Below are 26,173 nucleotides of genomic sequence, written 5' to 3'. Positions count from 1 at the left end.
CGCGTGTCTATCCAAGCAATGCATTCGTCACCGCGGCGTGATCGCAAACATCGGCGAGCGATCGGGTTGCGTCGTCACCACGCCGACCGGCATCACCGGCGTCTTATCAACAAGTTCGACCTTGAACGCGCCGATCAACTTGGCCAGCGCCAGGGTGGCCTCGACCAGCGCGAAATGCGCGCCGATGCAGACCCGGGCACCGACACCGAACGGCAAATAGGCAAAGCGATCGGGCGGCGGCGAAGGCGGCATGAAGCGGGATGGAATGAAGGCGTTGGGATCGCGCCAGAGCTTTTCATGCCGGTGCAGCAGCCACGGCGCGATCAGCACGATGTCGTTTTTCTTCACCGGCATGCCGCCGATCGTATCGGCCGCGCCGGCCGCGCGAGCGATCAGGAACGCCGGCGGATAAAGCCGCATGGTCTCATCGATCACGGCGCGGGTAAACTTCAGCCGCTCGAGATCGAGCGTGCCGCCAGCGGTCGCGGCCTTCACTTCGGCGGCCAACTGGTCCTGCGTGCCGGGATCGAGAGCCAGCAGATACAGCGCCCAGAACAAGGCCGTGGCGGTGGTCTCGTGGCCGGCGAGAATCATCGTCGCCACCTGGTCGCCGAGTTGCTCGTCGGTAAAGGCGTCGCCGGTCTCGGGATCGCGCGCGGCGCCCATCAGATCGAACAGATCGCTCGGCGGCGCGCCCTCCTCCTTGCCGGCGGCGCGGCGCTCCGCCATCAGCATGGCCACGAATTGCGTCCATCGCTTGCGGAAGCGGGAGCGGGCGAAATCCTGCGGGCTCGGCCAGCTCAGCGGCAACACCAGATCGAAAAAATGCGGCCGCGCAAGATTCTCGCCATACTCCATCACGAAGTCGCGCAGCGCCGCGCCGTGGCGGTCCATGCCGAACGAAAACATCGTGCGCCCGGCGATCTCGAGCGTCATGCGCTGCATCGCCTCGCGCAGATCGACCGGCGCGTTGCTGGCGGCCTGAAGCTTTGCAATCGTCTGGTCCGTCGCAGCCAACATGTGCGGAATCAGAGGCATCACCGCGCGCGGCGTAAAGGCTGGTGCCAGCGTCCGGCGCTGATGTTTCCACGTACGGCCTTCCGCGATCAGCAGGCCTTCGCCGAGCACCGGACGCAACACCCGGATGGCCGCCGGCGTCCGCACGTAATTCTCGTAGTTGTCGACCAGCACATGCCGGATCGCGTCGGGGTCGTTCAGGATAAAGCTGCTGCGCCCGAAGAAGCGGCTGCGGATGATATCTTCTTCGTAAGAACGGTCGCCCCAGACGCTGATCGCGCTGGTGCGCATCGCCATTATCCGGCGGAAAAGACCCATGCTGTCGGGCGCGCGCGGCGGCGCCGGCGGCACCAGCGGCGCAGGCGTGACCGGCGGGTCCCAGGCTTCGGCTATGCTCACTTACGGCCTCGCAGTTCTCGGGGACAGATCTGTCCGTCGGGCGCCGCCCCATCAGGTCCGGAAATCCGGGCGCCATGAAGGCGGACGAACGGGGACACCGCCCAACAGCTAGTAAGTCAGCTCGGCGATCGCAATCCTGTTCTCCGATGCCGGCCAGGCCCGGGCGACGATCCGCTCCTGATTGAACTGCGCGACGACCGCGCGCCCGGCCTCCGCGGCCGGCAGCCGCAAGGTGGTGATCGAATCGGTCGGGACGCCGGCTTTGACATCCGCCGGCTCCTTGCCGTCGAGCAGCACCACGTCGCGGGGAAGGCCGAAATAGCCGCACGGCCGCGACAGGATGACGACCGCGCCGGCTCCGGCGTCGGCGGGTCCCAGCGGTCGCGCGGCGCGCAGATGCACGATGTCGGAGGAGCGCGGAAACGGCGAGCGGTAGAGATGCGTGGTGGTCGAGCCGGGCGAGGTGAGCACGATCTCCAGGTACCAGGTGGGATCGACCGACGCCGGCCCCCAGCGCCCGTCCGCGCCGGTTTGCGAGGAATGGATCGGGCCGCCCAGCCGTTCGCCGGTATCCGGCGATACGCGATGCACGTCGACCGATGCGCCCGCCACCGGGCGGTTGGTTTGAACGCCGCCCGGCGTGCCCGTCACAAGGCCGCTCAGTTTGACTTCCGTTTCCGGCGCAATGGCGATTTGCGCCGGTTCGCGGCCGGCGATGAATTTGTAGATCTCGCGGAACGCGCGCGGATGAAACGCCGTCTCGCGGTGGTCGATGGTGCCGAGCACGAGGTTGGTGGCGCCCTTGAGCGCCGGACCATCCGGTGTGATGCCGGTCGGCGTGCCCGGCTTGCCGACGAAGCGGCCATCGGCTTGGGCGTATTTGTCGATGCCGTCGCTGCGCAATGTCAGGAACGCGGTGCCTGGCGTCACCTCGCTGTCGCCCTCGTTCAACCCGCGAAGGAACGGACCGCGGCCGTTGAACTCACTGCCCGGCAGATCATCCCAGTCGAAGATGCCATGGTTAGGAACGCCGCACAGCACGGCGTGGCTGACATCGGCGCCGCCGCCGTTCTTGATATAGCTGCGAATTGAATTGCCGCCGCGGGAATTGCCGATCAGCGCGACGCGTGCAGCCCCGGTGCGGCGTTTCAGTTCCTTGATGGCTTCGCCGAGTTCGCGGCGCTGGTCCTCGGCCGAGGACCGGTTGGGCTGCGCCACCGCATCGTCGGATCGCGCCAGCGGATCGGTGAAATTGATCGCCAGCATCCGGTCGCGCGCAACCCCGTTCGATTCCATCCGCCACAGCGTAGTGATCCACAGCCCGGCGTGATCGCCATTGCCATGGACGAACAGAATCGGCGGAACTTGCGCCGCCGGGGCGGCGGGCGCCGTCTGCGCGAAGGCCGACGGACCGAAGGTGCTGGCCGCCAGGGTAAGGGCGCTGGCGCCCTTCAATAGCGTCCGCCGCGACATGTTCATGAGGAGCTTCCCGTCATTTCAGTCTTTTAGCCGCCCTGTGTGACCGCTGATAGCGGCCTAAACACTGGACAGCCAAGGACTTTCGCAGGCATCACTGCAAAACGCAGGGAATCAGGGCCGCGACCGGCCCGTCGGAAGGGGCAATGAAGGAACCGCCGAAACGCTCGATGTTATCAGGGGACGGCGTGGCCGCCCCGCTGCGGCATGCGGTGTTCCGGCGGATCTGGCTCGCCAGCCTGCTCTCCAATCTCGGCCTCCTGATCCAGGGGGTCGGCGCGGCCTGGGCGATGACGCAGATGACGTCGTCGGCCGACAAGGTCGCGCTGGTGCAGACCGCGTTGATGCTGCCGATCATGCTGATCTCGATGCCGGCCGGCGCCATCGCCGACATGTATGACCGGCGCGTGGTGGCGCTGGGCTCGCTGTGTTTCGCGCTGACCGGTGCGACGGCGCTGGCCGTGATGGCATGGCTCAATCTGGTGACGCCGAATATCCTCCTGGCGTTCTGTTTCGTCGTCGGCTGCGGCATGGCGCTGTTCGGACCGGCGTGGCAATCCTCGGTCAGCGAGCAGGTGCCGGCGGAGCATTTGCCGGCGGCGGTGGCGCTGAACGGCATCAGCTACAACATCGCGCGAAGTTTTGGCCCGGCGATCGGCGGCGTCATCGTCGCCACCGCCGGCGCGGTCGCGGCCTTCGCCGCCAACGCGCTGCTCTATATTCCGCTTCTGATCGTGCTGTTTCTCTGGCGCCGCAACAGCGAGCCGTCACGGCTGCCGCGCGAACGTCTCAACCGCGCCATCGTTTCCGGCGTGCGCTACATCGCCAACTCGCCGTCGATCCGCATCGTGCTGACGCGCACGCTGGTAACGGGCATCATCGGCGGTTCGGTGATGGCGCTGATGCCGCTGATCGCCCGCGACCTGCTGAATGGCGGCGCGCAGACCTACGGCATCATGCTCGGCGCCTTCGGCATGGGCGCGGTGATCGGCGCGCTCAACATCGGCACGTTGCGCAGGCAAATGAGCGGCGAGGCCGCGATCCGCGCCTGTACGATATCGATGGCGGGAGCGATCACGGCGGTGGCGTTGAGCCGGCAGCCGGTACTGACTGCCGCTGCGCTGGTGGTGGCCGGCGCGGTCTGGATGGCGGCGGTGGCGCTGTTCAACATCGGCGTCCAGCTCTCCGCGCCGCGCTGGGTCGCGGGCCGCTCGCTGGCTGCGTTCCAGGCCTCGATCGCGGGCGGCATCGCGATCGGCAGCTGGGGCTGGGGCTATTTGACCGACCTGGCCGGCGTGCAAACCGCGCTGCTGGTTTCCGCCGCCATGATGCTGGTGTCGCCCCTGCTCGGCCTGTGGCTGCGGATGCCGCCGGTCGGCGCGCGTAACGAAGATGCGGAGGTTCTGGCCGACCCCGAGGTGCGGCTGTCGCTGACCGGCCGCAGCGGGCCGCTGGTGGTCGAGATCGAATACCGCGTCGATCAGGAAAGCGCCCGCGCCTTCCACAATGTGATGCAGGAAGTGCAGCTCAGCCGGCAGCGCAACGGCGCCTATGGCTGGTCGATCGCGCGCGACATCGCCGATCCCGAACTGTGGACCGAACGCTATCACTGCCCGACCTGGCTGGACTATCTGCGCCAGCGCAATCGCTCGACGCAATCCGAACGCGCATTGCATCAGCGCGCGATGGATTTTCACCTCGGACCCGATCCGGTGCGCGTCCGCCGCATGCTGGAGCGGCCGTTCGGATCGGTGCGCTGGAAGGAAGACACGCCGGACCGCGCCGCGAGCGAAGTGTTGCCGGTGGCGACCGCCGCGGGCAGCAGTACCTGATCGTCATTCCGGGCTCGAGGCTTTGCCTCGCCCCGGAATGACTAAAAAAAATTACTGCCCGTGCCTCGTCAGCAAGGCCTGGCATGCCTTGCTGAGCCTGGCGCGGTTTTGCTTCAAGCATATCAGCACGACCTGATCGCCCCCATCGAGATGCGCGCGGCAAAAGCGTGAGGCGTCGCGCGCGCAGACGTCCTGCCCCTGCTGCTGCGCCGAAGCGGCTGAGGTGATCAGAACAAGCGGAATGATGCAAAGAAATCTGGTCATATGATTACGCCTACCCGGTCATGATCCAAGCGCGTTCTAATGCGCTCAAACCGGCGCCGCAACGTCTTTTGGATAACGTTGCGGCGATTGGGCAGGCGTCAGGCCCGAAATTACTGCTCGGCGACCTTGCTCGATTTCTGCGCGAGATCGCGGTCCATCACGGCCCGGCAGCCGGTGCTCAGGCTGGCGCGCTTCTTCATCATGCAGGCGGTGATCTTCGGGATATTCGGGATCTCGTCGCTGCACAGCTTGAACGCGTCGCCGGTGCACATCTGCTGCGCTTCGGCGCTGAAGGCGAGGCTCGGAGTCGCCGACAGGGCGGCGAAAGAAACCGCGACGACCAGCGCAATGCCGGCTTGGCGGATGGTCCTGGTCAAATAGGCGGTCATATCTGGCTCCCTTTGGCCCGGCTCGGCGGGCCCGTTGTTGATGACCAGAGCGTGCCTGAACGGTGGCGCTGCCGCTGTGACGTCCATCACACAATAAACTGGCCCTGTTTCCGGCCCTTCGAGCATCGGTCTCGACGAGGATACGGCGCCCCCATCTGCCGGTTTCAGGGACGGGATCGTCTGCTGGCGACGCTTCGTCGCGGACGCCTGGGAAAAAATAATTTCGTCGGACCGGCCGTCGTTGGTGGGGCGTTAAGACCTCGTTTGCATTAATGGCGCCTGTACGGGTTGTGGTGAATTTTGTGGAAAGTGTAACGATGCGTAATGCGTTTGGCCTGATGTGCGCGACTGTCGTTTCGGCCGTCGTGATCGCCGCCGTGTGGTACTGGACCTCTTCGCCGCGTGCGGATGCGTCAGTTCCTCCCCAAACCGTCAATGCACGGAAGGCCGAACCGCTTCCGGCCGTCGCCGCCAAGGCACCCGCGCCGCGCGACGACGTGCAGGTCACCGCGGCTCTTTCCGCACCGGCGCCCGCACCTGTTCCCGCCAAGCCCGCAGCACCCGTGCAGGCAAAATGCGCCAACCCCGATGCGCTCGGCGTCAGCCGCGTCGTCGTCGCCGACACCACGGGCGGACCGGGCTTCGGCTTCCAGCAATTCAAGCAGCTCGACTTCCTCACCGAGAAGGAAGTGGTGCTGACCTTCGACGACGGTCCGTGGCCGACCACCCCCTCGGTGCTGAAGTCGCTGGCCGAGGAATGCACCAAGGCCACGTTCTTCCCGGTCGGCAAGCACTCCACCTATCATCCGGAAATCCTGAAGCAGGTCTACAATGCCGGCCACACCGTCGGCTCGCACACCTGGTCGCATGCGCATCTCGACAGCAAGAAGCTGACCGAAGCGCAGGTCAAGGAAGAGATCGAAAAGGGATTTAGCGCGATCAAGATGGCGATAGGCACTGCACCGGCGCCGTTCTTCCGCTTTCCCGGCCTGCAGCATACCCCGGCTTCGGTGGACTATCTCGGCACGCGCAACATCGCGATGTTCTCCACCGACGTCGATTCCTTCGACTTCAAGTCCAAGGACGCCGCACAGATCGTCACCAATGTGATGACCAAGCTCGACAAGACGGGCAAAGGCATCATCCTGATGCACGACCTGCAGAAGCGCACGGCGGAAGCGCTGCCCACGCTGCTGCGCCGCCTCAAGGCCGGCGGCTACAAGGTCGTGCACATGAAGGCCAAGGTGCAGCTGGAGACGCTGGCCGAATACGACGCTCTGCTGGTCAAGGACATGAAGCTGCCGGCCGTCGCCAGCCGCCCGGTCAGCAGCGTGATCCAGACGGTGACGGAATAACCACTCGCTCAGGCTCTCCTGATTCAAGCCTTCCTGATTCAAGCCTTCCTGGTTCAAGCTTTCCTGGTTCAGGCTTTCTTGGGACAGGCCGCCTTGCTCTTGACGGTCTGCACCGGAGGCTGAGGCTGCTGCTGCGGTGGCGGCTGCGGTCGACTGCTCGCGCCGGCCAGCGCCGGCCGGCTCGCGCTGAGAAATTCTTGCCAGGCGACCTCGGACGACCAGTTGACCCATCGGACAACGGCGCCGGCCAGCGCGAGCAAAACCATCACCTGGACCAGCAGGATTCGAACAATCCCCAACCGGTCAATGGTGCGTCTCATTCTGCTCTGATCATCCATTGAAGGCACGGACGCCTCCCTCGTTCGATTTCGGCTGGGTATTAACGCGGCTGCAGAATCTGGATGTGAACTGCTTCACAGGTAACGATTAGTTCAAAAATCGTGCGGACTGCTCACGCGCGAGTGATGGCTGGTCGGCGTGGCGCCAGCCAGCGATGCGAGCCGCGTCGTCGCTTCAGGACGACGCGATTGGTGGCTCCACCCCGCAATGCAATCCAGAGAGCGTCAATTGCCTCCTGCACCGTCATTGAAAATAAAGGATCACGGGCCGCGCGCTGATCGACAGAATCTGATATGCTTAGCTTCGCAAGCGTTGCGCGAGAGCACTGCTCCAAGAAATGACCTTCATGGACTGGGCCATCAAATCCCACTCTCCATTTCCTGAAGCGCCATTCCCAACAATCAAGACGATAGTCATCCCATTGCCCGCGGACCGCGTCAGAGGTGCGGTAGGCGATCCAAGCCGCCGCCATCGGCAGTGTCCAATCCGGCTCTCGCAAAGGGTCTAAAGTCTTGTCGCCATGAGATGCTAGACGCCGAAGACCTAATAGCTCCGCTTCGGCCTCCGCCTCGTCAGGCGTCATGACCCCGTACTGCACCTTGTCAATCAGGTCATCGCGAGTCATTGCTCAATGACCGCATGGCATCGGTTATCGCAACAGCTTCAATCGATAAGCGCGTGACGCGCATCAACAAATCGATGACCTTTTCCATGTAATCGATGAAACGATATGTCCTAAATCTGTCGCGAATAGTCGGGTCCTTCGACGCCTTTTCCCTTGTACTGATCGAGTATCCAGTCGAGCGCCAAATGATAGTGCCATGCCGCTGGGGGCACGTCTGAAAGTTTCGTTTCGGAGTCGAGGACCATCACACCATTGACCGAGTCAGCCTTTAGAATGACGCGCGGCGGCACGCCCCCCTCGCGCGATTTGAGGTCCGGCGTGTCGGTGCGTTGCAGGGGCCAAGGCTCGATGGTGTCATAGCCGACATGTAAGGTCATAAGCCTTTCGCCCCAATCGGCCCATTGCCCAGAGTATAGGGGAACGCGCGGGAAATCACGCTTCAGATTCTGAGCATAGGTCTCGCGATAAACCGAATCGTGCAGCACGCCATAAACGTAATGGAAGATGGCCCCTTGGACAGGTCGCGTCTGCCGGGATGCTTACAATAAACACTCCGAATTGAGCTAGTCTAGACCCCAATCGGTTAAACCTAATCATCCCTGTTTGTGACAAGCCCAAGAAAAACATTCTGAAAATCGCTCTCTCCACGATTTTGATTTCGATGCCCCGCTTTTCATTTCACTAACGGTATCAGGCTATAGACATCCACGAAAACGAACGTAATCTCAACAACGAGATCAGCCGGGGGGATTCAAGTGCCGCGTTTTTGTTTCAATGCCTAGCCGCAATCGGTTCACATACGTTGCACCAGGATTTGTAGCGGCTCTGCTACTAACGCTCCTTTTCTTGGCATGGGCGGTTCCAGAATTTCGTGGCCCAGTAATTCAAACCGCCGCTGCGCAAGGCTCCGAGTTTGCCCAAGGCGGCGGCGCTGCCACCAAGGATAAACAGGCCAATGAACCACAAGGGTGGAAGTGGGCCCGCCGTTTGGTTAAGATGGAGGATACGCTTACCCAATGGATCATCGCGTTCATCAGCGGTGTAGCTACTGTTGAGCATAGCCGCCGTCATACTGGTCGTTGGAAATTTGCGTGAAGCCCGCAAGACCACTCGCGCCGCTCTCCGCGCTACCGTCCAAGCGCGGATTTCTAACCGGATCATGCGAGACGAGCAACGGCCCTGGCTGATCGTGCTCCCGCCCAAGATCGAAGACTTGACACCGATCACTCTGAACTCCGATGGAGTGGACATGACCGATGAGCACTACTGCTTCAAGGCCAAAATCACGTTTGAGATCATAAACACCGGTCCTGTTCCCGCCACGAATGTTAGAATCCTGACTTTTTTGGAAAAACGATACATTGAACAAGACGATGAAGAGATGCAGAAGATCACCGTCCAATGGGTGCAGGAGGGTGGGCGAATGCTGTACGAGATGGGAGTCCGTAGGTTTTTTGAGACCTACACAGAACGTTGGCTGTCCCGAGCTAGTGGGAGAGGGGCCTATACAATTGGGCAAAACCGAAGTCTTGAGTACTTGGAACCGATCGGCATCATAAAGATCAGCAAAGAACTTAGCGCTCCGCTCTCCTCCATAGAATGCCCTGTAATTGCCATTGCCTATCAAGGTCCGGGAAACCCGAAATTCCATCTTAGCCAATTTGCTTTCGACCTTTGCGGCATAGATCGTCTTGGCACTAGATGCCCGCCGGGCGGGAATGATTTCGCAGAGGGCAAGGGCGTTTTCTATCGACAGGCAGAAAGCCACGTAAGCTAAAGCGACAGGGCCGCCCACCAGTTCCTGCGTGCCACGGTCCTTTTCTTTAGGATCGGCCTGTGTAGATAGGCTTGGTGCTTTTGATACTCATCAGAAACGATTGTTCGAAAGCCATCAAAGGTGCGGCTTTCGATTGCACTCCGGTTGGCCGATGAGCCATTCAACAAATATCGGCTCCGGCGGGGTGCACCGGAGGATTCGGCATGGTCGCCGCACGAGGGAAGCCACCGAGGCATCGAGCTACATGTGGGTGGGAACTGATTCGACTCGTTCGCGGGTTGTTTAGATTAAGTCCAATTGGACTGTTGCCTCAAGCTCGTTCGACGACTCATTTGCGCGGTAGGGCCTCGAAGCCCAGCGCCGTGGCGGGGTGTTCGGTGGTCAGATTATAAAGAAGTCGTTGGCGCTCAGACTCGTACCTTTGGGCATGTAGGCGAACTCGAACTGCGGTTTCGGTCCCGTCCCGTCAGAATCAAAGAACAATTCGCCCGTACTCTTATTGTAGATGATGCGATCGTTGCTGTCGTGTGCCTCCGCTCCCACATAGAAATAATCGGTCGCCAGGGTGCCATGCGAAAGCCCGACGAAAACCTTGTTCTCCAGCTGGATCGTGTCGTCCTGGTGCGAGAAGTCGACCAGATTATCCACGTTCTTGCTCGCGTTTAGGTGAGTATTGAACACAAACGTGTCTTCTCCCGCCTGCCCAAGCAAGTAATCGTTTCCCGAACGGCCGTTCAGGACGTCGTCGCCAGCTCCGCCCTTAAGGGTGTTATCCAAGACATTTCCAGATAGGGTATCGTTGCCAGAACCACCGATCGCTCGCTCGACCAGGGAGTCGAGGATTCCGTTGTAGAGGAGCGCGTTGGCGACATTGCCCCGGGCGAAATGACCGTCGCCGAGATCGGCGAGATCTCCGAAAGTGGTCCAGTTTCCGGGGTTAAGATCGACCTTAACAGCGGTAGTATTCTTAGCGAAGTAATAAGTGTCGTAGCCGCCGCCATCCCAGATGGTCATCAGGGCATGGTTGTTGACCGGAGTTCCTTTGGGGGCGCCATTGACAATAAATTGCGCATTGGCGTCCCATTGATACACGGTGTCGGTCTTATGATAATTATAGTCAGCTCCGTAAAGATACTGCAGGGCGGCGATATCATCCTGCATGATTGTCGAGGGATGGTCGGGCGCGTTGTCGGTGTCCGTCACATCCCCGACATACTGGTGGTAGGTCATGATCGAGTACTCGTAGGAATCGTGACCGGCCGGCAGTTTTGGGAACCCATTCTGGGTCACGTGCCCGTGCTTTAGCCCGAGCGAATGACCGAGCTCATGCATCAATCCCGCCGCGAACGCGAAACTAGCAAGCGACGGATTGTCATATGTGGTGTGGGTGAACCAGACATCGCCCTGTGCCGTTACTGCGCGGGCGGGATCTGGAGGATTCCCCTCGGCGGTCGCGTTGCCAGGAACATGCAGCCCGCTGCCGTCGGAGTAGTCGATGCTGTCGGCCTCGGCGAACCGAAGGTCGGCGTTTTGGTTGGTCGTCTTCGTGAAGGCCAGACCGCAGACTCCAGCAAAGTTCTCAAGTATCTTAATATAGGCTGCCTGCTGCGGGGTGTTTAATGCTTCGAAGCCATTCACCGTCTTGTAGCCGTTCTGCGTGTATTCGGTAGCGGCGGTGGGAAACGAATAGGTCAGCGACGTGTGATCCCACTTATAGCCCCAGAGAAGACCATCGATGTTCGGGCTCTTAGACAGCTCGATTCGCGGCGGCTGATATGTGAATTGGATGGAATCGACCGAAAAGCCGGCGTCGTCGGCGCCAACTGGCGCTACGACCACCTTGGCAATTTTTGTGTAATTTGAATACGAGACGTGTTGGATCCCGAGCTGGGAGTTTGTGAAGGACTGCAAGAGGTGGCCACCCGCGTCGTAGAACTTAAACACGGTGCTCCCGATCGAGTTGAAGTAGCCGGCGTCGAACTGAACGTTGGAAACTGGCTTGCTGAACGTCCAGGAAACTGGACCGTCGTAGGATGCATTCGCTGCGAGTACCGGCGTGTTCGGCTGCGCACCGTCGCCAACGATTGTTCCTGTGAAAGCTACCTTTACGACTTTGCACAGATAAGTCGGATTGACTGTTCCGAAGGCTTGCTCCGAAAAGCTAATTGTCTGGGACATTGTCTTCCTGTTTCTCAAGCTGCTCGTCGCTTAAGCGGAACGGCGCAGTTGTGCCTCAAGTATCCTCTAGCTAAAGTATAATGGAACTCTGCGCTCTTTCTTTCTCCTTGGCAAGAAGAACAAACAGAACCGACCAGAGCGCGGTAACCTCGGACATTCCGCGCGCTACGAACCTATCGCGCCACAGAGCTTGCTGCCTTGCATGTAGCGCGTTGGGATTTGATTGAGTTTGGCAGCATCGGACTGCCTGAACGCCGAAGCCTGAGACTGGCTGCCACTCTGGAGCGCGCGCCAAAGCCAATAGCTAATCTTTTATCTGACTGGCGAAAACTCCATCCACCAAGCCCGTCCCTGTTCTAGGCACTGCCGTCAAAGCGGGCCGCCGTGGTTACGGGGTGGTCCCTTTGGTCCGAAGTTGATTCGGGCTAATGAAGTCGATCATAAAAAAACCAAGTATTTAAATAGTTTAGATGGTGCCGCAAACAGGACTCGAACCTGTGACCCCGTCATTACGAATGACGTGCTCTACCAACTGAGCTATTGCGGCGGACCAAACGGTGCGTTCGGGCAAGGGCCTGAAAACGCTGGCCCCTGATATCGGGCAGGAGGCGTTTTTGCAAGAAAAACGCTCCCCGAAATCGGCTATTTCAGCTGCCCCAGCGGGACAGAAACCCGCGCCAGCCGCCGGCTTGGCTCTGGCTGGGACTTAATTGCTCCCTGAACTCCTCGCTGGCGGGGTCGTCGTCGATCCCGGGGTCGTCGGGCGCCCGCACGATGGGAATCACCTGGGGAATGGTCTTGGGAATATCCTGGCGGGCGCGGAACAGCGGCGCGGGCGCCGGGGGCACGGGTTCGGCTGGCGGCGGCGGGGACGGCGCGGGCGCCGGTTCGGATTCGACAGCAGCGGCCGGTTCGGCGGCCGGAGCCAGCGTCGGGGAATTGTCCTGCGCCGCGGCCGGCGGCGTGGCCTCCTCGGCGGTCACCTCGGCTTCGGGCTGTTTCGGCGGCTCGACGCGGCGCGGCGGCGCCAGCATTTCCTCTTCGAGGGCGAAGGCTTCGATGGCGGCGCTGCTGTCGGACGGCAGGGCCGCCAGCGGCGTCTGCCATTGAAACGCATCGAGCCGCCCGGATACCGGCGACACCGGCCGCCAGCGATCGCTGACATAGCCATCCGCGGTCCACACCGGATCGTGCTGCGCGCGCACCGCGCGCAGGGTCCAGGCCCGCGCCCGGCCGCTGTCGCCGTGCTCGGTGCGCTCGATTTCCGCCATCAGCAGCGCCACCCGTTGCGTCGGCACCGCGATGAACCGCGCCAGCGCCGCCCGCGCGCGCTCGAATTCCGCGGCATCGATTGCGGCGCGCGCGATCGCCAGCGCGCTCTCGATATGGCCGGGCGCCTTCGCCGCCAGCGTCTCGATCCGCACCAGCCGCTGCCGCGCGGAATCACCGAGCTTCACATGCGCATAGGCATCGGCGAGATCGGGATGCGGCTGGGCCAGCCATGCCGTCTCCACGATCCGCATCGAACGCCGGATCTGATGCGCCTCGGTCTGATACTTGCTCGCCAGCACCGCGGCCGGCACCAGCGTCGGCGCCAGCTTGATCGCTTCCATCGCGCTTTCGCGCGACTTGTCGCGGTCGACCTTCTCCAGCTCCAGCGCGCGCGCCGTCAGCAGCACGCCGCGCTGGCGCCGGAAGGTAGCCTTGTCGATCAGCCCCGAGGCGAGATTGTTGTCGAGAATGCTGAGCGCACCGCTCCAGTCGCCCTTGGCGCAGCGGAATCCGAGCAAGGCATGCGAGGCCCAGGTCGAGGCCGGCGCCAGCTTCAGCGCCTCCTCGGCGATCATGACCGCGCCGACCGGATCGTCGGCACGCTGTGCTTCGATGAACAGCCCGCGCAGGCCGAGCAGCCTGGTGTCCTCGCGCTCCGCCATGGCGCGGAAGGCGCGTTGCGCGCCTTCGCGGTCGCCATCCATCTGGGCGGATTGCGCGTGCAGCAGCAGCGCCAGCGGATCGTGCCCGGCATCGCGGCGCGCGACATCGGCATGGCGGCGGGCCGCGGCGGAATCGCCGTGGCCGATCGCCAGCAATCCTTGCGTGATGGCATGGCGGCCGCGGGCCTGGCGGCGATCGCGCCGCCGGCGCCGGAGACGCTCCGGCGCGCGCCACAGCCCGCGCAGGATCGCCCATGCCAGCATGACAGCGACGATGGTGACGCCGAGCGCCAGCGCGAACACCGGCAGCGAGGCCTGGACACGCCAGCCGCCCCAGGTCAGCGCGACATCGCCGCCCTGATCGGCAACCCATGCAGCACCAGCCGCTGCGAGCGCGATCAACACCAGGTACAGAATGATCCGATACATGAAGGTCCTATCGTGCAGGCTTATTGAACAGGCTTACTGAGCAGGCTTGTTATTGAACGGGCTTGGCGAGCGTCGCCATCGCATCGGCGGCGAATTGGCGGGAGGCCGCGAGCGCCGCATCGCGGGCATCGGCCCTGTCGAGCCAGGCTTGCGCGGCGGCGCGATCGGCCGGCGCCAGCGTCTTCAATTCGCGCCGCGCTTCGGCGAAATCGTTGCGCAACGCCGCCGCCGTGACCCGCGCCACCACCGCGCCGCGATCGCTGCCGACGGCGTCGCTGCGCTCGATGCGGACGAGTTTGGCGGCGCCCGCCTGCAGCCGGTCGACAATGCCGGTACCTGTCGTCGAGGTTTCAGGCGCCGGGGGCGACAATTTTGGCACCAGCGTCAGCAATTCGCGGCTCAGGCTGGCGGCGTTCGGCACGCCGGAAGCCGCAAAACCTTCGAGCGGCTTCAGCGCATCCGGATTCGGCGCCAGCGCTTTCGCAGCAGCAATCGCCGCGGGATAGGGATCGCCGGTGCGAACGAGAACGTCGAGCAGGGCCGCCGCCACGATGCGGCGCAGCGGCACATCGTCGGCCGGCTTGGCGATTTCCTTGCTGAGCTCCGCGTTCTGCGCGCGGGCGGCGCGTTCGATCTGGGCGATGCGTTCGTTGATCGCGGATAGGTCCGGCGGCGGTGCGGCTTGCGGCGCCGATTTCGCGTCGTTGATGGCTGAAGCGAGTTTGTCCGATTGCGCCCGCTGCGCCGCAAGTTCGCCGCGCAACGCGGCCAGCGATTTTTCCAGGGCTTCCGTGCGGGCGGCGGCCGCGGGATCGGGCGTGGCGACAGCGGGCTTGCCGACCTGGGACTCCACGCTCGCAACACGCGCGGCAAGATTATCGACGGCGGCGGAACTGATCAGGGAATTGACCTGCGGCGCGGGGGCAGCCGGCGGTGGCGCCGGCCATCCCGCGAACCAGGCGGCACCGAGCACCAGCGCGGCAGCGCTGGCGCCCGAAAGGGCTCCGATGATCGCAGCCGAACCCCGCGCCGGTGCAGCCCGTGGCGCCGATGATTCCGGTTCCGGTTCAGGCTCCGCTTCGGCGGCGGGGGCCGCCTTCTGGGTCTCGCCGGAGACCTCCGTCGCCTCGAGGTCGATGGTCGGCGGCTCGCGCCTGGCGCGGCCGGGTTCGGGCGCTGGTCCGGTAGCTTCGGGCCTGTCATCGACCATTATGACGGTTCCTCATCAATTGTGGCGAACGTTACGGGATTCGACCTGATCCTCTTAACCCGATCAGGCCCGCAACGCACGCTCAAGCGCCTCGAACAGGGCATTTTCATCCGGCGTCGCCGCCACCGTGACCTGCGTGGCCCCGGCTTCCCGGAGCACGGCCGCGACGCCGGCGGAGATACAGCATTGCGGAATCGACAACGCCGATATTTCGACGCCCCCGGCCCGCGCCGCATCGAGAAAGGCGCGCGCGCTGCGGCGTGAGTAATGCAGCACCGCCTCGATCCGGCTGGCGGCGAACGCGTCGCATACCTCGCGCGGCAGGGTCGCCACCGGAACCATCCGGTAGGTGGTGTGGGTGACGACCCGGAGGCCGCTTTCGCCGAGTTCGCCGGCCAGATCCCGGGCGAGATCGGCGCCGGCCAGATACAGCAGCGTCGAGGCTTTCTTCAGTTCCTTTGCCTTCACCCTTGCCAGCACCAGGTCGCGCAAGCCGGCAGCGTCGCCGCTGGCCGGCATCACATGGGTAAACCCGGCGCGGCGGGCGGCGCTGGCGGTATGCTCGCCGACCGCGAACAGCGGCAACTCGAGCAGCCGGTGGCCCTTGAGTTCGATGCCGCGCAGCGCGTTGGCACTGGTGACGACCACCGCGCCGCAGCGCGCGTCCAGATCGTCATGGAACGCGACCGGCTCGAACCGCAGCATCGGCGCCTGCAAAACCTCAAAGCCTCGGCCGCGAAGCGCCGTGGCCGTGGCTTCGTCGTCAGGATGCGGGCGGGTAACGAGAACAGCCATGCGTCGTGTTCTTCTGGAGCTGGATTTCGGGAGCAACGGACGATTGCACTTTGAGACCTCGCAGTGCTACCGGGGAGATACCGAAACGCCGCTTTGGCGACCAGCGCAAGGGCTCAAATTGGGTAACGACACGTCAATGCTGGTGCTGGGAATCGAAACCACCTGCGATGAAACCGCAGCCGCCGTGGTCGAGCGCCTGAGCGACGGGTCGGGCCGCATTCTATCCAATATCGTGCGCTCGCAGACCGAGGAACACGCCCGGTTCGGCGGCGTGGTGCCGGAGATCGCGGCGCGCGCCCATGTCGATGTGCTCGACGGCATCGTCGACAGCGCGATGAAACAGGCAGGGGTCGGCTATGAGCGGCTTTCCGCGGTCGCGGCCGCCGCGGGTCCCGGCCTGATCGGTGGCGTGATCGTCGGCCTCACCACCGCGAAGGCGATCGCGATGGTGCACGATACGCCGCTGATCGCGGTCAACCATCTCGAGGCCCACGCGCTGACGCCGCGGCTGACCTGCGCGCTGGCGTTTCCCTATTGCCTGTTTCTGGCCTCCGGCGGCCACACCCAGATCGTCGCCGTGATCGGCGTCGGCAACTATGTCCGGCTCGGCACCACCGTCGACGACGCCATGGGCGAAGCCTTCGACAAGGTGGCAAAGATGCTCGGGCTGCCTTATCCCGGCGGACCGGAGGTCGAGCGCGCCGCGGTCGGTGGCGACGCCAAACGGTTTGCATTGCCGCGACCGATGCTTGGCCGCGCCGATGCCAATTTTTCGCTGTCGGGATTGAAGACCGCGGTGCGTAACGAGGCCAGCCGGCTGGTCCCGCTGGAGCCGCAGGACATCAGCGATCTCTGCGCCGGCTTTCAGGCGGCGGTGCTGGAATCGACGGCGGACCGGCTGAGCGTCGGCCTGCGGCTGTTTCATGAACAGTTCGGCCCGCCGCGCGCGCTGGTCGCCGCCGGCGGCGTCGCCGCCAATCAGGCCATCCGCGGCGCGCTGCAGGATGTCGCGGCCAAAGCGCAGACCACGCTGATCATTCCGCCGCCCGCACTTTGCACCGACAATGGCGCGATGATCGCCTGGGCCGGCGCGGAGCGGCTGGCCCTCGGCATGGTCGACACCATGGACGCCGCCCCCCGCGCCCGCTGGCTGCTCGATGCCAACGCCACCGCGCCGGCCGGATATGGCAAAACCCGCGCGGCCTTTTAAGAAAGCGCGAAAACAACCCCATGCACAGTAAGAATTGCCCTATCCCAGCACCGTGCAGCGTCCGGCCGGATTGCTCACCTCTCCCCGCTTGCGGGGAGATGTCGGATCACATCGCAGATGTGATCCGGGTGAGGGGGTACCGCACCTTCATCGATTTCAGAACTTGCGGAAGCAGCCCCTCACCCCAACCCTCTCCCCGCAAGCGCGGGGCGAGGGAGCGCAGCTGAGGATTAGCCATGCCGTCCTTCAAATCCGTAAGCGTGATCGGCGCCGGCGCCTGGGGAACGGCGCTCGCCGCCGTCGCGGCGCGGGCCGGGCGCGAGGTGATTCTTTACGCCCGCAACCCGGAGATCGCGGCCGGAATCGCCGCCAGCCGCACCAATCCGAAACTGTCCGGCGTGCGGCTGGACAGCCGCGTCATCATCACCAGCGACATCGCGCATGGCGCGCGTGCCGATATCATCGTGATCGCGACTCCCGCACAGCATTTGCGTGAAGCCGTCATGGCGCTGGCGCCTCATCTTGCCAGCGGTGTGCCTGTCGTCGCGAGTGCAAAAGGCATCGAGCGCGGCACCCATAAATTCATGACCGAGGTGATATCAGAAGCAGCACCTGCTTCCGTTCCGGCGATCCTGTCGGGGCCGAGCTTTGCCGACGACGTGGCGCGCGGCCTTCCCACCGCGGTGACGCTGGCGGCGAAGGAAGAGACGCTCGCGGCTGAGCTCGCGCAGGCGCTGGGGTCTTCGACCTTCCGGCCCTATCACACCTCGGATGTCCGCGGCGTCGAGATCGGCGGCGCGGCCAAGAATGTGCTCGCGATCGCCGCCGGCATCGTGGTCGGCCGCCAACTCGGCGCCTCGGCGCAGGCTGCCCTGACCACGCGCGGCTTCAGCGAACTGGTGCGGCTCGGCCGCGCCTGCGGCGCGCGCAGCGAAACCATGGCGGGCCTCTCCGGCCTCGGCGACCTGATCCTGAGCTGCTCCAGTGCGCAGTCGCGCAATTTTGCCCTCGGCGTCGCGCTGGGACGCGGCGAGCCGCGGCCCTCAGGCCAGCTCGCCGAAGGCGAGTTCACCGCGCCTGTTCTGATCGAGCTGGCGGCTTCGCGGAATGTCGATATGCCGGTATCGTCAGCGGTCGCGGCGATATTGAGCGGCACGGCGACGATCGACGAAGCGATCGAAAGCCTGCAGACGCGGCCGTTCAAGGCAGAGGGATGACAATGGCGTACTGGCTGGTGAAATCGGAACCATCGACCTGGTCGTGGGATCAGCAAGTGGCAAAGGGCGCCAAGGGTGAGGCCTGGACCGGCGTGCGCAATTTCACCGCGCGGCAGAATCTCGTGAAGATGAAGAAAGGCGACCTCGCCTTTTTCTATCACTCCAACGAGGGCAAGGAGATCGTCGGCATCGCCGAGATCATCAAGGAAGCCTATCCGGATCCCACCGACAAAAGCGAAAAGTTCGTCTGCGTCGACATCAAGGCCGGCAAGCCCCTGAAGACGCCGGTGACGATGGCCGCGATCAAGGCCGACGAGCGATTGAAGGAAATGGCGCTGGTGAAATATTCGCGGCTGTCGGTGCAGCCGGTGACGTCGGAGGAATGGAAGATCGTCTGCAAGATGGGCGGGATGTAGACGTTCCGTTCATGTCGAGCGCAGCATCCGCAAGGAAGGCGTTTCTGTCGACCGCAGACGACTGGACAGCCCGTTGCAACTGGTGGTATCAATCGAACAAAGCGTGAACTTGGTTCGGAGCCGGTATGCAAAATCGGTATGAGAACGAATCTCCGCGAGGTCGCGGCGCAGGTCCGTCCTCGGCCGGCCAAAGCCGGAAGCTGCCGCCGTTGAAGGTCATGCTGCTTTTCTGCACGATCACGCTCGGGCTTTCGGCGGGCTGGTATCTTGCACGGCAATCCGGAGCCGCGCCGCCGGCGATCGACAGGGTAAACTCGGCAGATTTTGACAAGGCCATGACGACGCTGAGCCCCCAGGCTCTCCAGGAGGCAAAGGCCGATCCCAGGGAATGCCGGCTTCCGATGGGATTTATCCTGGCCGCTACGCCGGGGAATCCAGCCGGCGGCACCGTCCGCTTTCGGACCAGCCGATATGAATCGCCGCCGTTCGTGATCACGGACAAGCCCCAGCGCATTGCGATTCCAAACCCGATGCCCGAAGTCGGCGTTGGCCTGCTCTCGGTCGAAGGCGACGCCAAAGGCCTCGTTGTGGCGCTGACGCCACCCGCGAATATGGAGCCGGTGAACGGCGCAGCCACGACCATGGTGATTTTTCCAGTGAGCCCGCCATGCAAATCGTGAGGCCCTGATGCAGGATTATTTCAATCTCCGATTTATTCTCATTTTCATTTTTATCGGAGTGATCTCGACGGCGATCAGCGGCCTATTGTTCAGCTCGCAACTCGGTTTCCTGGACTGGATCGGCGGCTTGTTTTCCGCAATGACGCCGCTCCGATTTTTCGGCATCACGGTCGCGATACTTGCGGCCGCGGGTGTCAGCTATACGGCCGCGCGGATCGGTACCGATCCGACCGCTTTGGGATTGGTGCCGGTCGGTAGCGGCTATACCTATGGCCGCCGGCTTTCAACCGATCCGGCCACGGGTGAAACGAAACTCCAGTTGAGGACAGCCGACGACGCGCTGAATGATCTGGAGTCCATGGTCGGGCTCGGCCCCGTCAAATCCGAAATCAACAAGCTGCTCGCCAGCCTTGAAATAGAGCGCAGACGGCGGGAGCAAAAACTTTCGGTCTCCACGACCAGCCGGCACATGGTTTTCACCGGACCTCCCGGCGTCGGAAAGACCGTCGTGGCGCGAGCGATCGGCGACATCTACCGCTCCCTGGGCGTGCTTCGAAAAGGCCATCTGATCGAGGCCGACCGCAGCCAGCTGGTCGGCGGCTATGTCGGCCAGACCGCCATGAAGACGCTCGACATCTGTCGATCCGCGCTCGATGGCGTTCTGTTCATCGATGAAGCCTACAGCCTGTCCGCCGGCGAATGGAAGGGCGATTTCGGCCGGGAAGCCATCGAGGCGCTGCTGAAATACATGGAAGATCATCGCGATCGGCTGATCGTCATCGTCGCCGGCTATCCCGGCGAAATGCATCGCTTCATCGCCAGCAATCCGGGGCTGGCGAGCCGGTTCACCAAGACGATCGACTTTCCGCCCTATCAAGCGGTCGAACTCTGCGAGATCTTCCGCTTCATGGCCACGGAACAGCAGTATCTGCTGCCGTTTGGCTTCGAGCAAACCCTGGTCCCCTGGATCGAAGCGCAACGGCGTGACCCGCAATGGGGCAACGCGCGTGCGATGCGGACGCTGCTCGAGAAGGTCCGGGAGGCCCATGCGGTCCGCACATCGGGCGATCCTGAGGCCAACGTCGCGGAATTCGATGCACGCGATATCGAAGACGCCATCAGGGATAGCTGACCATGACGTTCGCATCGCGCGTCGCAGCCAAGCACAGTGCATTGTGGAGCATCGACGGGGGATACAGGTTTTGGTGGCATATCTGGCCGGCATCGATTGCGTTGCTGGTCTGCGGCTGGATCTACGTCGAGAAGCCCGGAAGCCCGATGGCGTCAACGTCCGCCCGATGGGGAAAGCCTGCGCCCTCCTCGGATGTGCTGGCGGGAAGCAGCGCGGCTGGTAACGCCAAGCGACCGGCGACACGGCTGATCGCTGTTTTTCCCGAGAAACTGCGCGCCGATGCTCAGATCTGCTACAGCAATTCGCACGACAAGACTCGGCCGATCGAGGCCTGCTCGTGGATGATCGGGAGCGGACTGCTCAGTGACGAGCAACTGGTGGCCGCGTATAATCAGCGCGGACGGCATTATTATTCGCTTGCACAACGTGATCTCGCAACGGCGGATTACGACGCCGCTTTGAAGATCCAGCCTGATACTCCGGTCGTACTCGCAAATCGCAGTTTGATTTATATGGAGCACGGCAAGAACGACGCCGCGCTATCGGATTTGAACAAAGCCGTCGAACTCTCCGGGCCCGCGCTGGCGGCTCGCACCCGATTGTACAGGGCAACTGCTCTGACGGCGCTGAAGGATTACGACAAGGCCATTTCGGACGTCGACGAATCTCAAAGGCTGGATCCAGCCGATTCGGAAGGATACATGGCGCGAGCTGTGATCGAGGCCCGCCGGCAACGTTATGACGCGGCCCTGCAGGCTTACGATGAGTTCGGCAAGCGCTCCCCGGCCCACATTGTCGCCGCGTTGACCGGACGCGCGTTAACATTGGAAGCAGCCGGCCGTCCTGCGGAGGCGTTGCTCGCCTATGAGAACGTCCTGAAGGCGGCGCCGGCGAACACCCAGGCGATGACCGCACGCGACCGGTTGCGCCGGAACGGCAATCGCTGAGATCACCGATGCAGAACGGACAGTTGGGCATTCCCTTCGTATCGCGCATCGCCGCAATGCACCGCGCATTGTGGGAAACCGACCGGAGGTACAGGCTGGGGTGGTACATCTGGCCCGTATCGATCGCCTTGCTGGTGTGCGGTTGGATCTATGTCGAGAGGCCCGTGGTAACGGCGACCTCTTCGTCCGCCAGTTGGGCTAAGCCAGCGCAGCCGGCAAGCAACGTCGATCTCATGGCCAAACCACCAGAAGGGCAGCGCGGCGATGCGGCGAGATGTTTCCACGATGTTGACTTCAAGCCTTCCGGTGACGCCTGTTCGCGGCTGCTTGAGGCTGCTCGAGAACGGCTTGCGCGTTAAATGTCCCGTGGGAGAGGGTCTGCATCAGAGGCGGATGCTGGTTTTATGAAAGGCAGTCGATCGCGTTACGAGCGCGTCGGCCAAATTCAGGCACCTATGCCGCCGCGGTCGCGACCACTTGCGCCAGCAGCTGCTCGCGCTTCGACTGCGAGCGATAGCCCTTCATGGTCGCGGCGAAGCGTTCGAGGATGCCGTCCTCGAAGGCGGTGACGATGGTGTCGTGGACGTAGCTCTTGCGGCAGATCGCCGGCGTGTTTGACAATTCGTCGGCGGCGGCGCGCACCGCGTCCAGCACCTGCCTCTTGCGGCCGTGGGCGCTGGCAGCCGGCGAAATCCGCGACAACGATTCCAGCACCACGGCCGAAGCCATCAGGGTGCGGAAATCCTTCAGCGAAATCTTGATGCCGGCGATCTCGCGCAGGAACGCATTCACCGTGGTGGTGGAGACGGCGCGAACCGTGCCGGAGCCATCGCGATACTGGAACATGCGCTTGCCCGGCACGGTGCGCAGGATGCCGATGGCGCGCACCAGCTTGGCGGCGTCGCATTCCTTGCGCACGGCCTTGCCGCCCTTGGCCTTGAAGGTCAGCACCAGATTGTCATCCTCGACCACGACGTTGGACTTCAACAGCGTGGTCGCGCCGCGGGTGCCGTTGAGCTTCGCGTAGGATTCATTGCCGGGCCGGATCGCGGTGCGCGCGATCAGCTCGATCACCGCCGAGAGCGCGAATTCGCGGGTCGGCGTATCGCCGGAGAGGTGCATCGAGACGTTACGGCGAATTTTCGGCAAGGCGCCGACCAGCCGCGCCAGCCGGTGGGCCTTGCGCTGCTCGCGAACCTTCTCCCAGTCGGAATGATAGCGGTATTGCAGCCGGCCCGCGGCATCGCGGCCGACCGCCTGCAGATGCGAGGAGGGATCGGGCGAATAGCGCACCTCGGCATAGGCCGGCGGCACCGCCATCGAATGCAGGCGCTTGATGGTGCCGGCATGGCGGACCGCGGTGCCGTTGGCGCGAACGAATGAATAGTTCTTGCCGCGCTTGATGCGGCGGATGGTGAGTTCGTTCTGGTCGCCGAGCTTGAGGCCATGCACCTCGGCGAGGTCTTCGACCGAGGTCTTGGCAGTGGTCTTGAGGGCAGTCTTGGCCGAGGAGGCCGGCTTGGCGGCGGGTGCCAGTTTCGGCAGTTGGCCCAGCGCTTTCGCCAGTTCAACGGCAGGATCGGCGGAAACGGGCCGCGCAGCCTCGAAATTCTGCTGATCCATCATGGCTTTAGACGCCTTGCTCCAACTGTTCTTCCGGTAATGCCGATTATCGGTCTTTGGTTCCGGCGGGGGCCTGACCCCCGGGGAGGCCATTTAGGGGGTAATCACCGGGAGCGCTAGTCCATCCATTGGCCAAACCGGTCTCTAAATACCTCTAGAGACGGAATGGACGCCATGCAGAGGTTTTTTGGCTAACGGCCAACGCGATCGTGATGGCGCCCGGTGCCTGCCGCGGGGCCGATCGGCTGCGGCTTGATCCTGCGCATGGCGGGAGAACCCCGCCTAAGGTCCTATTTCTTCCGCTTGTCGGTGCCGGTAGGCCCGACGCATAATTGGCGCAACAAATGAGACGGCTTGCAGTGCTCGCGTCACTGGCCGCATGGGTGGGAGGGTAACGAATGTCCGAGAAAATTTACGACGTATCCGCGGAATGGTCCAAGCGCGCCTATGTCGATCAGGCCAAGTACCGCGAGATGTATGCCCGCTCGGTCAACGATCCCAACGGCTTCTGGGCCGAACAGGGCAAGCGGGTCGACTGGATCAAACCGTTCCACAAGGTCGAGAACACGTCGTTTGCGCCCGGCAACATCTCGATCAAATGGTTCGAGGACGGCGTCCTCAATGTCGCCTGGAACTGCATCGACCGGCATCTCGAAACCCGCGGCGACCAGACCGCCATCATCTGGGAGGGCGACGACCCCTCGCAGTCGAAGCACATCACCTACCGGCAGCTGCACGACGAAGTCTGCAAGATGGCCAACATCCTGCGCACCCGTAACGTCATGAAGGGCGACCGTGTCACCATCTATCTTCCGATGATTCCGGAAGCCGCCTACGCCATGCTGGCCTGCGCGCGGATCGGAGCCATCCATTCGGTGGTGTTCGCCGGCTTCTCGCCCGACAGCCTTGCCCAGCGCATCACCGACTGCCAGTCCAAGATCATCATCACCGCCGATGAGGGCCTGCGCGGCGGCAGGAAGGTGCCGCTGAAGGCCAATGTCGATGCCGCGATCGCCAAATGCGGCGGCGTCGACTGGGTCGTCGTGGTCAAGCGCACCGGCGCCGCGGTCGACATGAACCCGTCGCGCGACTTCTGGTACCACGAAGCCGCCGAGATGGTGACGACGGAATGCCCGTGCGAGCCGATGCATGCCGAGGATCCGCTGTTCATCCTCTACACCTCGGGCTCGACCGGCCAGCCCAAGGGCGTGCTGCACACCTCGGGCGGCTACCTGGTGTTCGCGTCGATGACGCATCAATACGTGTTCGACTATCACGACGGCGACATCTACTGGTGCACCGCCGACGTCGGCTGGGTCACCGGCCACAGCTACATTCTGTACGGGCCGCTGGCCAACGGCGCGACAACGCTGATGTTCGAGGGCGTGCCGAATTACCCCGACATGTCCAGGTTCTGGAACGTGATCGACAAGCACAAGGTCAACATCTTCTACACCGCGCCGACCGCGATCCGCGCGCTGATGCAGGCCGGCGACGACCCCGTCAAGAAGACCTCGCGCAAGAGCCTTCGGCTGCTGGGCTCGGTCGGCGAGCCGATCAATCCGGAAGCCTGGGAATGGTATCACCGCGTCGTCGGCGACGAACGCTGCCCGATCGTCGACACCTGGTGGCAGACCGAGACCGGCGGCATCCTGATCACGCCGCTGCCGGGCGCCACCAAACTCAAGCCGGGCTCGGCGACGCAGCCGTTCTTCGGCGTGGTGCCCGAGATCGTCGATGCCGACGGCAAGGTGCTGGAGGGCGAATGCAGCGGCAATCTGTGCATCGCCCGATCCTGGCCGGGCCAGATGCGGACGGTTTACGGCGACCATGACCGTTTCGTGCAAACTTATTTCTCGACCTACAAGGGCATGTATTTCACCGGGGACGGCTGCCGGCGCGATGAGGACGGCTACTACTGGATCACCGGCCGGGTTGATGACGTGCTCAATATTTCGGGCCACCGGCTTGGCACGGCGGAAGTTGAATCGGCGCTTGTCTCCCATGAAAAGGTTTCGGAGGCGGCCGTTGTCGGCTATCCGCACGACATCAAGGGACAGGGCATTTATTGTTATGTCACCCTGATGGTGGGGCAAAATGGCGGCGATGACCTGCGGAAGGACCTGGTAGCCCATGTGCGCAAGGAAATCGGGCCGTTCGCCACGCCGGACATGATCCAGTTTGCGCCAGGATTGCCTAAGACGCGCTCGGGCAAAATCATGCGGCGCATCCTGCGCAAGATTGCCGAGGATGACTTCGGCTCGCTTGGCGATACCTCCACCCTCAATGATCCAACGGTGGTGGATGATTTGATTGCGAACCGGCAGAACAGGAAAGCCTAGGCGAATAGGGGAACCTTCGGACGGCGAAAGCGTTAATGTCATGCCGCGCGGATGTGCGGCGGATGAATCAACGCCCTGGAGTTCCCCATGAAACATTTGCTGGAAGATACCCGTGTGCTTGTGGCAGACGGCGCCTATGCCCTTGTTTTGCGCAATGATGGCGACGGCATGTTTCCGAATCTCCGGCTGGAGCGCGCCTATGAACAGGACAATCCCGCCACCCGCGACCAAGGAACCGATAAACCCGGCCGCACCAATGACAGCCTGGGCCGGCGCTCGGCCATGGAGACCACCGACTGGCACAAGGTTGCCGAGGACCGCTTTGTGCAGCGGATTGCCGACGATATGGCAAAGGATTTGAAGGCAGGCGCATTCACCAGCTTCATTCTAGCCGCGCCCGCCGTGGCCCTGGGAGAATTCCGCAAGGCCTCCACGAGCGCCCTGACGGAGGCGACCATCATGGAGATCGACAAGGACCTGACCAATCATCCCATCGACAAGATCGAGCAGATCGTGGTCAAGGCGCTGGAAGAAGCAAAGGCGTAGACTTTTTCCCTTCCTGTCATTCCGGCAAAGCAATCTTAATT

25 protein-coding genes and 1 tRNA gene are annotated in these 26,173 nt (G+C 63.0%); 13 read left to right on the top strand and 13 right to left on the bottom strand.

Annotation, left to right across the window (positions count from 1 at the left end):
* Positions 1–27: 27 nt before the first annotated feature.
* Together Q7T45_RS07340 and Q7T45_RS07335 are read right to left on the bottom strand one after the other, a co-directional pair.
* Positions 28–1,416 carry a cytochrome P450 gene (locus tag Q7T45_RS07340; RefSeq protein ID WP_304869252.1) on the bottom strand — a complete coding sequence of 463 codons (1,389 nt, stop codon included), beginning with the start codon at positions 1,414–1,416 and terminating at the stop codon, positions 28–30.
* A 108-nt stretch (positions 1,417–1,524) separates the two neighbouring features.
* Positions 1,525–2,895 carry a hydrolase gene (locus Q7T45_RS07335; protein ID WP_304869249.1) on the bottom strand — a complete coding sequence of 457 codons (1,371 nt, stop codon included), beginning with the start codon at positions 2,893–2,895 and terminating at the stop codon, positions 1,525–1,527.
* Between the two features lie 143 nt (positions 2,896–3,038).
* Between Q7T45_RS07335 and Q7T45_RS07330 the strand changes: the two genes are divergently transcribed.
* A complete protein-coding gene (locus Q7T45_RS07330) occupies positions 3,039–4,724 on the top strand; it encodes an MFS transporter (protein ID WP_304741592.1) in 1,686 nt (561 codons plus the stop codon).
* Positions 4,725–4,775: 51 nt separating this feature from the next.
* Here the strand turns inward: Q7T45_RS07330 and Q7T45_RS07325 are convergent, their stop codons facing one another.
* Together Q7T45_RS07325 and Q7T45_RS07320 are read right to left on the bottom strand one after the other, a co-directional pair.
* Complete coding sequence (locus Q7T45_RS07325; RefSeq protein WP_304869247.1) at positions 4,776–4,988, bottom strand: hypothetical protein; 213 nt, start codon at positions 4,986–4,988, stop codon at positions 4,776–4,778.
* Positions 4,989–5,098: 110 nt separating this feature from the next.
* Entirely contained in the window at positions 5,099–5,377 is a 279-nt protein-coding gene (locus tag Q7T45_RS07320) for a hypothetical protein (protein WP_304869245.1), read from the bottom strand.
* A 317-nt stretch (positions 5,378–5,694) separates the two neighbouring features.
* Here Q7T45_RS07320 and Q7T45_RS07315 point away from each other — a divergent pair, with 317 nt between their 5' ends.
* A complete protein-coding gene (locus Q7T45_RS07315; protein ID WP_304869244.1) occupies positions 5,695–6,732 on the top strand; it encodes a polysaccharide deacetylase family protein in 1,038 nt (345 codons plus the stop codon).
* Positions 6,733–6,800: 68 nt separating this feature from the next.
* On the opposite strand, the gene Q7T45_RS07310 is transcribed toward Q7T45_RS07315, so the two are convergent.
* The 3 genes from Q7T45_RS07310 to Q7T45_RS07300 all read right to left on the bottom strand — a co-directional run bounded on the left by Q7T45_RS07310 (position 6,801) and on the right by Q7T45_RS07300 (position 8,181).
* Entirely contained in the window at positions 6,801–7,052 is a 252-nt protein-coding gene (locus Q7T45_RS07310) for a hypothetical protein (protein ID WP_304869242.1), read from the bottom strand.
* A gap of 131 nt (positions 7,053–7,183) precedes the next feature.
* Positions 7,184–7,696, bottom strand: a complete 513-nt coding sequence (locus tag Q7T45_RS07305) for a hypothetical protein (RefSeq protein WP_304869239.1) — start codon at positions 7,694–7,696, stop codon at positions 7,184–7,186.
* A gap of 110 nt (positions 7,697–7,806) precedes the next feature.
* The gene (locus tag Q7T45_RS07300; protein ID WP_304869237.1) at positions 7,807–8,181 is read right to left on the bottom strand and encodes a type ISP restriction/modification enzyme; all 375 of its coding nucleotides are present in this window, start codon (positions 8,179–8,181) and stop codon (positions 7,807–7,809) included.
* Positions 8,182–8,393: 212 nt separating this feature from the next.
* Here Q7T45_RS07300 and Q7T45_RS29020 point away from each other — a divergent pair, with 212 nt between their 5' ends.
* Both Q7T45_RS29020 and Q7T45_RS07295 read left to right on the top strand, forming a co-directional pair.
* Positions 8,394–8,516, top strand: coding sequence for a DUF6471 domain-containing protein (locus Q7T45_RS29020; protein ID WP_370691230.1), 123 nt, complete (start codon positions 8,394–8,396; stop codon positions 8,514–8,516).
* A 231-nt stretch (positions 8,517–8,747) separates the two neighbouring features.
* Positions 8,748–9,473: a hypothetical protein gene (locus Q7T45_RS07295; protein WP_304869235.1), complete on the top strand. Its 726-nt coding sequence runs from the start codon at positions 8,748–8,750 to the stop codon at positions 9,471–9,473.
* 381 nt (positions 9,474–9,854) lie between these two features.
* Here the strand turns inward: Q7T45_RS07295 and Q7T45_RS07290 are convergent, their stop codons facing one another.
* From Q7T45_RS07290 to Q7T45_RS07270, 5 genes are all read right to left on the bottom strand, one after another.
* Positions 9,855–11,651, bottom strand: coding sequence for a M10 family metallopeptidase (locus Q7T45_RS07290; protein ID WP_304869232.1), 1,797 nt, complete (start codon positions 11,649–11,651; stop codon positions 9,855–9,857).
* A gap of 471 nt (positions 11,652–12,122) precedes the next feature.
* Positions 12,123–12,198 (bottom strand) — tRNA-Thr (locus tag Q7T45_RS07285).
* A gap of 100 nt (positions 12,199–12,298) precedes the next feature.
* Entirely contained in the window at positions 12,299–14,014 is a 1,716-nt protein-coding gene (locus Q7T45_RS07280; RefSeq protein WP_304869229.1) for a heme biosynthesis protein HemY, read from the bottom strand.
* 49 nt (positions 14,015–14,063) lie between these two features.
* Positions 14,064–15,224, bottom strand: coding sequence for a COG4223 family protein (locus Q7T45_RS07275; protein WP_304869226.1), 1,161 nt, complete (start codon positions 15,222–15,224; stop codon positions 14,064–14,066).
* A gap of 63 nt (positions 15,225–15,287) precedes the next feature.
* Positions 15,288–16,019: a uroporphyrinogen-III synthase gene (locus Q7T45_RS07270; RefSeq protein ID WP_304869224.1), complete on the bottom strand. Its 732-nt coding sequence runs from the start codon at positions 16,017–16,019 to the stop codon at positions 15,288–15,290.
* Positions 16,020–16,155: 136 nt separating this feature from the next.
* Between Q7T45_RS07270 and tsaD the strand changes: the two genes are divergently transcribed.
* From tsaD to Q7T45_RS07235, 7 genes are all read left to right on the top strand, one after another.
* Positions 16,156–17,229, top strand: a complete 1,074-nt coding sequence (gene tsaD / locus Q7T45_RS07265; RefSeq protein ID WP_304869221.1) for a tRNA (adenosine(37)-N6)-threonylcarbamoyltransferase complex transferase subunit TsaD — start codon at positions 16,156–16,158, stop codon at positions 17,227–17,229.
* Between the two features lie 236 nt (positions 17,230–17,465).
* Complete coding sequence (locus Q7T45_RS07260; RefSeq protein ID WP_304869219.1) at positions 17,466–18,446, top strand: NAD(P)H-dependent glycerol-3-phosphate dehydrogenase; 981 nt, start codon at positions 17,466–17,468, stop codon at positions 18,444–18,446.
* A 2-nt stretch (positions 18,447–18,448) separates the two neighbouring features.
* A complete protein-coding gene (locus Q7T45_RS07255) occupies positions 18,449–18,862 on the top strand; it encodes an EVE domain-containing protein (RefSeq protein ID WP_304869217.1) in 414 nt (137 codons plus the stop codon).
* A 218-nt stretch (positions 18,863–19,080) separates the two neighbouring features.
* Positions 19,081–19,542 carry a hypothetical protein gene (locus tag Q7T45_RS07250; RefSeq protein WP_304869215.1) on the top strand — a complete coding sequence of 154 codons (462 nt, stop codon included), beginning with the start codon at positions 19,081–19,083 and terminating at the stop codon, positions 19,540–19,542.
* A 7-nt stretch (positions 19,543–19,549) separates the two neighbouring features.
* Positions 19,550–20,674 (top strand): AAA family ATPase, encoded by a 1,125-nt coding sequence (locus Q7T45_RS07245; protein ID WP_304869213.1) that lies wholly within the window; start codon positions 19,550–19,552, stop codon positions 20,672–20,674.
* A gap of 2 nt (positions 20,675–20,676) precedes the next feature.
* Positions 20,677–21,621 carry a lipopolysaccharide assembly protein LapB gene (locus tag Q7T45_RS07240; RefSeq protein WP_304869211.1) on the top strand — a complete coding sequence of 315 codons (945 nt, stop codon included), beginning with the start codon at positions 20,677–20,679 and terminating at the stop codon, positions 21,619–21,621.
* Between the two features lie 8 nt (positions 21,622–21,629).
* Entirely contained in the window at positions 21,630–21,980 is a 351-nt protein-coding gene (locus tag Q7T45_RS07235) for a hypothetical protein (RefSeq protein WP_304869209.1), read from the top strand.
* 94 nt (positions 21,981–22,074) lie between these two features.
* Here the strand turns inward: Q7T45_RS07235 and Q7T45_RS07230 are convergent, their stop codons facing one another.
* Positions 22,075–23,247 carry a DNA topoisomerase IB gene (locus tag Q7T45_RS07230; protein WP_304869207.1) on the bottom strand — a complete coding sequence of 391 codons (1,173 nt, stop codon included), beginning with the start codon at positions 23,245–23,247 and terminating at the stop codon, positions 22,075–22,077.
* 395 nt (positions 23,248–23,642) lie between these two features.
* On the opposite strand from Q7T45_RS07230, the gene acs reads away from it, so the two are divergent.
* Together acs and Q7T45_RS07220 are read left to right on the top strand one after the other, a co-directional pair.
* Complete coding sequence (acs, locus tag Q7T45_RS07225) at positions 23,643–25,586, top strand: acetate--CoA ligase (RefSeq protein ID WP_304869205.1); 1,944 nt, start codon at positions 23,643–23,645, stop codon at positions 25,584–25,586.
* A gap of 87 nt (positions 25,587–25,673) precedes the next feature.
* On the top strand, positions 25,674–26,132 hold the full coding sequence (locus Q7T45_RS07220) for a host attachment family protein (RefSeq protein WP_304869203.1): 459 nt from the start codon (positions 25,674–25,676) through the stop codon (positions 26,130–26,132).
* The last annotated feature ends 41 nt before the right edge of the window (positions 26,133–26,173 follow it).

It is taken from the genome of Bradyrhizobium sp., from assembly GCF_030646015.1.
Taxonomy (GTDB): Bacteria; Pseudomonadota; Alphaproteobacteria; order Rhizobiales; family Xanthobacteraceae; genus Bradyrhizobium.
The sequence above is the reverse complement of the archived record's forward strand: the minus strand, read 5'-3'. Positions and strand labels throughout refer to the sequence as shown.